Here is a 7,064-nt window from a genome sequence, read left to right as displayed (position 1 = left end):
GCGCGCACATCTCAATCAGCAGCCAGGGCGCCCCGGAGAGCCGGACGGCCACTCCTAGTCAGCCACTGAAGGCAAGGACCCATAAGCCACATCCGGCCCTCCCGGGCCGCCCAACAACTTACGGAGACACCCATGGACCACACCCTCGAGACCGCAGCCGGCGCCCGTCCCCTCACCTCCCCGGGCCCCCGCCCCGCGGCCCCCGCCGGCGCACCGGAAACGGCCCCCGCCGGCGCACCGGAAACGGCCCCCGCCGGCACGCCGGGGATCGCCGCCGCCCAGGCCCGCAGCGCCGTGCTCGAGGAGGAGGTACGCCGCCATCCCGAAAGGTTCCGGGTGCTGACCGGAGACCGCCCCACCGGGCGGCTGCACCTGGGCCACTACTTCGGCACCCTGCACAACCGGGTGCGCCTGCAGAACCTCGGCGTGGAGATGTTCGTGCTCATCGCGGACTACCAGGTGCTGACCGACCGCGAGGTGGCGGAGGACCTGACCGGGCACGTCGAGGAGCTGGTGCTCGACCACCTCGCCGTCGGCGTGGACCCGGCGCGCAGCACGATCTTCGCGCACAGCGCCGTCCCGGCCCTCAACCAGCTGCTGCTGCCCTTCCTCAGCCTGGTCTCCACCGCGGAACTCGGCCGCAATCCCACGGTCAAGGACGAGATCGCGCACGCGCGGCAGTCCGCCGTCAGCGGCCTGATGTTCACCTACCCCGTGCACCAGGCGGCCGACATCCTCTTCTGCAAGGCCAACCTGGTCCCGGTCGGGCAGGACCAGCTCCCGCACCTGGAGCTCACCCGGACCCTCGCCCGCCGCTTCAACGACCGCTACGGCAACGGCACCGCCGTCTTCCCGCAGCCGGAGGCCCTGCTGTCGCCCGCGCCGCTGCTGCTGGGCACCGACGGCACCAAGATGAGCAAGAGCCGGGGCAACGCCGTCGCACTGGCCGCCGGGGCGGACGAGACCGCGCGGCTGATCAAGGGGGCCAAGACCGACTCCGAGCGCCACATCACCTACGACCCGGCCACGCGCCCCGAGGTGTCCTCCCTCCTCCTGCTGGCCGCCCTCTGCCAGGGCCGGAGCCCCCGGGAGGTCGCCGACGAGATCGGCTCCGGGGGCGCGGCTGCGCTGAAGCGGACCGTGACCGAGGCGGTGAACGCGTACCTGGCGCCGATCCGGGCCCGCCGCGCCGAGTACGCCAAGGACCGCGGGGAGCTGCGCCGCGTCCTGCGCGAGGGCAACGAGCGGGCCAGGGCGGTGGCCGAGGCGACCCTCGCCGAGGTGCGGGCCGCCATGAACAGCCACTACTGACGCGGCGGGGAGCCCGCGGGTGGGGGCGCACGAGTTGCCGCCCGGCCGGTGCCGGGCGCAGGATGAGCCGGTGCCGGAACTCGTCGCCCCCACCACCCGCGTGCACGCCTCCTTCCTCGCGGCGATCGCGGAGTTCGCGGCCGAGGGCCGGGGCACGGCCGAGGACAACTCCATGCTCGGCCGCGACATGCTGCGCCACGGCGCGCGCTGGCAGGAGCCTGAGGTCTTCGCCCGCTACGTCGCGGAGACCCTGGCCGACGCCCGCGAGGAGACCGCGCGCCCCGAGGGCTTCGTGCCCTCGACCGTGCTGTGGTGGGTCGAGGGCGAGGAGTTCCTCGGGCGGCTCTCGATCCGGCACCGGCTGACCCCGCGCCTGCTGGACTGGGGCGGCAGCATCGGCTACGAGGTCCGCCCGAGCGCGCGCAGACGCGGCCACGCGACCGCGATGCTCCGGGCGGCGCTGCCGGTGGCGCACCGCCTCGGCTTCGACCCGGTGCTGATCACCTGCGATCACGACAACGTGGGCTCCCGCAAGGTCATCGAGGGCTGCGGCGGGGTCTTCGAGGACCGGCGCGGCGAGAAGCTGCGCTTCTGGGTCCCCACCTCCTGACGCCTGGCCCGCGCCGAGGGGGACGCCCGCTTGGGGGATCGCCGCGGGTGGCACGTAACCTTGACGGCAGGCGACGGCAGATCCGGCGCCGCCCCCGGACGGAGCCCGGTCGATCCCGGTCGAGCCCGGTCGTATACGAGGGACACCGGTGGACACGAGGGACAGCAGAGGGACTGAGGAGCACTGGGGAAGCGACAACCCGTAGGCCCGCCGCCCGCGCCGGCGGTGCAGCGCATCCGACTGCGCTACACCAAGCGGGGCCGCCTGCGGTTCACCAGCCACCGCGACTTCCAGCGCGCCTTCGAGCGCGCGCTGCGCCGGGCCGAGGTGCCCATGGCGTACTCCGCGGGGTTCACCCCGCACCCGAAGGTCTCCTACGCGAACGCCGCGCCCACCGGCACGGCGAGCGAGGCCGAGTACGCCGAGATCGCCCTGACCACGCCGCGTGACCCGGCACAGCTGCGGGCGCGGCTCGACGAGTCGCTGCCGGCCGGCCTCGACATCGTCGAGGCGGTGGAGGCCCACACCGCGGACTTCGCCGAGCGCCTGCAGGCCTCCCGCTGGGAGCTGCGGCTGGACGGCGTCGCGGCCGAGGAGGCGGAGCGGGCGGTGGCGGCCTTCCTGGCCGCGGACCGGGTACCGGTGGAGCGGATGACGAAACGGGGGGTGCGCGCCTTCGACGCCCGCGCCGCCGTCGTGTCGCTCGGCGTGTCGCGGCCCGAGCCGGCCGGTGGGTCCGATGGGCCCGCCCCCCGCCCTTGTGCGATACTGCGCCTGGTAGTGCGGCATGGGACACCTGCCGTACGACCCGACGACGTCCTGTCCGGCCTCCGCGTTGCGGCCGACCTGGCGCCGCCGGTCCCCGCAGCGGTGACCAGGCTGGCGCAGGGGCCCCTCGATGAGGAGACCGGCACGGTGCACGACCCGTTCGCGCCCGACCGCGACGCCGCCTCGGCCGCCTCACCCATGGCCGCCGGACGGCAGGCCGCGGCGGCGCCGGGGACCGCTGGATAGACGCCGTCGCCGCGCCGCCGAACCGCCCGGTGCCAGGGAGCCACTCGGGCCCGGCTGTTCAGGCAGACGCACCGACCAGGAGACTTTCGCCGTAGCCGGCCCGCGGGGGCCCGGAACCGGCGAGCGATACGAAGCTCCCGAGCGGCGCCGCCGTCACCGGTGAGGCGCCCGGGAGCGTGACGGGAGAACCGCCCGCATGCCAGAGCGCAAGGGGTCCGCGGAAGCGGACGGTGCGGAAAGCACCGCGAACGACATCAGCACACCGAGCGACACCCTTCCCCCGCGCCGCCGACGCGCGGCGTCCCGCCCGGCGGGACCGCCCGCGAGCGCGGCCGGGGAGGAGGGCGTTTCGCCTGATCAGGCCGCCGGGGAACCCACGGTTCCCGGGCCGGCCACGCCCGGGTCGGCGGCGGAGTCCGCGCCCGGGACCGCGGCGGAGTCCGCCGCGGAGGAGGCGCCGGCGCGCCGCCGCAGGCGCGCGACCCGCGAGGCGTCGGCCCCGCAGCCCGCCGCGGAACAGGCCGGGGAGAGCCCGGAACAGGCGGCCGGGGAGCCGCCGGCGCCGCGCACCAGGCGGCGCGCCACGCGCGCGGCCGCCGCGGCGGAGGCCGCCGTCCCCGAGGCCGAAAAGACTGGGGAATCCACTGAAGTTCCCGTGACGCGCGTCACCCGGGCGTCGGCGGCCGAGGAGGCCGAGGTGCCGCGGGCCCGTGGCAGGCGCCGGGCGACCCGCGCCGCCGCGGCGGAGCCCGAGGTGCTGCCGGAGAGCGCGGTGGTGCCGCCCGAGGAGGCCGGCGGAGCCGGGGAAGCCGCCGCTGCCGAGCCCGCGCCCACGCGTGGCCGGCGGCGTGCCACGAAGGCGGAGAGCTCCGCAGGCGAAGGGGCCGAGGAGGCCCCGGCCCGCGGGAGGCGCCGGGCGACCCGCGCCGCCGCGGCGGAGACGCCGTCCGCCGACGCGGGCGTGACCGCCGAGAAGGAGGCCGAGGAGGGTGCCGCCGTGGAGCCGGTGGCCGCCGAGGAGCCGGCGCCCGCGCGGCGGCGGCGCCGGGTGAGCCGGGCGGCGTCCGCGCCTGAGCCCGCCGAGCCCGCGGCGCCCGCCGAACCCACTGAACCCACTGGGCCCGCCGTGGCGGAGCCGGAGCCGGGGCGCCGCCGCCGGGCGACGCGGGCGGCTGCGCCCGTCGAGGCGGAGGCGCCGGTCGCCGGGGGCGCCGCGGAGACCGCGGAGGAGAGCGAGGGCGGCGCGGCCGTGGAGCCGGTGGCCGCCGAGGAGCCGGCGCCCGCGCGGCGGCGGCGCCGGGTGAGCCGGGCGGCGTCCGCCCCCGAGCCCGCCGAACCCACCGAGCCCGCGGCGGCTGCCGGGCCCACCGCCGAGGCGGAGGCCGGCGAGGCCGCGGCCGAGGCGGAGAGCGCCCCCGCCCGCGGGCGGCGCCGGGTCACCAGGGCGGAGCCGGAGGCGCCGGCGGTCGCGGAGGCCGAGGCGCAGGCCGCGGAGCCCACGCGCCGCAGGCGCCGGGCCACCCGGGCGGCCGGGGTTCCCGAGGCCGGGGAGGCCGCGCCCGCCGAGTCCGCCGCCGCGCCCGAGGGCGCGGCCCCCGAGGAGACGCGGGCCGAGGCGCGGCGGGCGGCCGCCGCCTCCGTCGCCGAGCAGGCCGAGCCGGTCACGCCCGCGCTTTCGGTCACGCCGGTCGCGCCCACGGCCGTGTTCCAGGCGCCGGTCTTCCAGGCACCGATGTTCCAGACCCCGCAGCGGGCCGCGGCGGAGGCCGCGCGCGGACGCGCCGGGGAGGAGTTCGAGGAAGAGGCGGCCGAGGAGGAGTACGAGGGCGAGTTCGCCGAGGGCGCCCCGGCCGGGGAGTCCGGCGAGCCGGCCGGTGAGCCCGAGGAGGCCGAGGAGCCCGAGGAGGCCGAGGAGGCCCAGGCCGATCGGCCCGCGCGGCGCCGCAGGCGCGGCGGCCGGCGCCGCCGCAGGGGCGAGACCGCGGAGCGCGCGGCCGAGGCCGCGGCGGCCGCCGAGGAGCAGCGCGCCGAGGAGCCGGCGGAACGCGCCGAGCCGGAGGAGCCCGGCGAGGCCGCGGCCGAAGAGGAGGCCGAGGCCGAGGAGGGCGGCGGCACCTCGCGCCGCCGCAGGCGCCGCAGGCGGCGCAGCGGCGAGACCGAGGGCGCCACCGTGGACGACCCGGAGCGCACCGTCGTCAAGGTCCGCGAGCCGCGCCGCAGGCGCGAGGGCACGGCCGAGAGCGCGGACGGCGTGCAGTCCATCAAGGGCTCGACCCGCCTTGAGGCCAAGAAGCAGCGCCGCCGGGAGGGCCGCGAGCAGGGCAGGCGCCGGGCGCCGATCATCACCGAGGCCGAGTTCCTGGCCCGCCGCGAGGCGGTGGAGCGGGTCATGGTGGTGCGGCAGAGCGGCGAGCGCACCCAGATCGGCGTGCTGGAGGACAACGTCCTCGTCGAGCACTTCGTGAACAAGGAGCAGTCGGCCTCCTACGTGGGCAACGTGTACCTGGGCAAGGTGCAGAACGTGCTGCCCTCGATGGAGGCGGCGTTCGTCGACATCGGCAAGGGCCGCAACGCCGTGCTCTACGCGGGCGAGGTCAACTTCGAGGCGCTCGGTCTCGGGAACGGGCCGCGCCGCATCGAGACCGCGCTGAAGTCGGGCCAGCCGGTGCTCGTTCAGGTCACCAAGGACCCGATCGGGCACAAGGGCGCCAGGCTGACCAGCCAGATCTCGCTGCCGGGCCGGTACCTGGTGTACGTGCCCGAGGGCTCGATGACCGGGATCAGCCGCAAGCTGCCCGACACCGAGCGGGCGCGGCTGAAGCAGATCCTCAAGAAGATCGTTCCCGAGAACGCGGGCGTCATCGTGCGCACCGCGGCCGAGGGGGCGAGCGAGGACGAGCTGACCCGGGACGTGGAGCGGCTCCAGGCGCAGTGGGCCGAGATCCAGCAGAAGTCGAAGAAGGGCAACGCGCCCACCCTGCTCTACGGCGAGCCGGACATGACCGTCCGGGTGGTCAGGGACATCTTCAACGAGGACTTCTCCAAGGTGATCGTCAGCGGCGAGGACGCCTGGGAGACGATCCACGGCTACGTCTCGCACGTGGCGCCCGACCTGGTGGACCGGCTGCAGCGGTGGACCTCCGAGGTGGACGTCTTCGCCACCTACCGCGTCGACGAGCAGCTGATGAAGGCGCTGGACCGCAAGGTGTGGCTGCCGAGCGGCGGTTCCCTGGTCATCGACAGGACCGAGGCGATGGTGGTCATCGACGTGAACACCGGCCGTTTCACGGGCCAGGGCGGGAACCTGGAGGAGACCGTCACCAGGAACAACCTGGAGGCGGCCGAGGAGATCGTGCGCCAGCTGCGGCTGCGCGACCTCGGCGGGATCATCGTGATCGACTTCATCGACATGGTGCTCGAATCCAACCGCGACCTGGTGCTGCGGCGGCTGCTGGAGTGCCTGGGCCGGGACCGGACCAAGCACCAGGTCGCCGAGGTGACCTCGCTCGGCCTCGTGCAGATGACCCGCAAGCGGGTCGGGCAGGGCCTGCTCGAATCGTTCTCCGAGCCCTGCGTGCACTGCAACGGCCGCGGCCTGATCGTGCACATGGAGCAGGTGCACGCGCCCGGCGGCGGTGGCGGCAAGAAGAGCCGCAGGCGCGGCAAGGGCGGAGCCGAGGCGCGGGAGGCGGCGGAGGCCGAGCGGGCCGCGGAGCGGGCCGAGGCCGCCGAGCCGCCGGTCGAGCCCGAGGTGCCGCCGGCCACCGTGGAGGAGGTCGCGCCGGCCGAGGCCGTCGAGCCGGTGGAGCCCGGGGAGCCGGAGCGGGCCGCCGAGGCGGAGGCGGTGCACGCCGCCGCGCCCGCGGAGCCCGAGCCCGAGCCCGGGCCGCGCCGCAGGCGGCGGGTCACCCGCAAGGTGACCGCCCCGGCCGGGCCGCCCTCGGCGGGCGCCGAGCCCGGGGCCGCGCCCGAGGCGGTGGCCGCGGCCTCCCCGGAGGCGGTGGCCGAGGCGGAGCCCGAGCCGGGGCCGTCGGCGCCCGAGGCGGCGGAGGTCGCGGAGGTGCGTGAGCCGGCCGAGCCGGTGGAGCCGGTGCGGCGGCGTGGGGCTCGTAAGGTGTCGGTGCCTGCG

The 7,064-nt window shown here is 76.8% G+C and carries 4 protein-coding genes; all 4 read left to right on the top strand.

Annotated features, from left to right (window positions below; translation table 11 throughout):
- The first annotated feature begins 132 nt into the window (after positions 1–132).
- Entirely contained in the window at positions 133–1,311 is a 1,179-nt protein-coding gene (trpS, locus tag D7294_RS31390) for a tryptophan--tRNA ligase (protein ID WP_120685221.1), read from the top strand.
- Positions 1,312–1,381: 70 nt separating this feature from the next.
- Positions 1,382–1,921, top strand: coding sequence for a GNAT family N-acetyltransferase (locus D7294_RS31385; RefSeq protein WP_120685220.1), 540 nt, complete (start codon positions 1,382–1,384; stop codon positions 1,919–1,921).
- Between the two features lie 225 nt (positions 1,922–2,146).
- The gene (locus D7294_RS31380) at positions 2,147–2,935 is read left to right on the top strand and encodes a TIGR03936 family radical SAM-associated protein (protein ID WP_120685219.1); all 789 of its coding nucleotides are present in this window, start codon (positions 2,147–2,149) and stop codon (positions 2,933–2,935) included.
- 196 nt (positions 2,936–3,131) lie between these two features.
- A partial coding sequence (locus D7294_RS31375; RefSeq protein WP_147450970.1) for an Rne/Rng family ribonuclease occupies positions 3,132–7,064 on the top strand: 3,933 nt, incomplete at its 3' end.

It is taken from the genome of Streptomyces hoynatensis, from assembly GCF_003626535.1.
Lineage (GTDB): Bacteria > Actinomycetota > Actinomycetes > Streptomycetales > Streptomycetaceae > Streptomyces > Streptomyces hoynatensis.
Note: the sequence above shows the minus strand (reverse complement) of the source record. Positions and strands in the feature narration are given on the sequence as shown.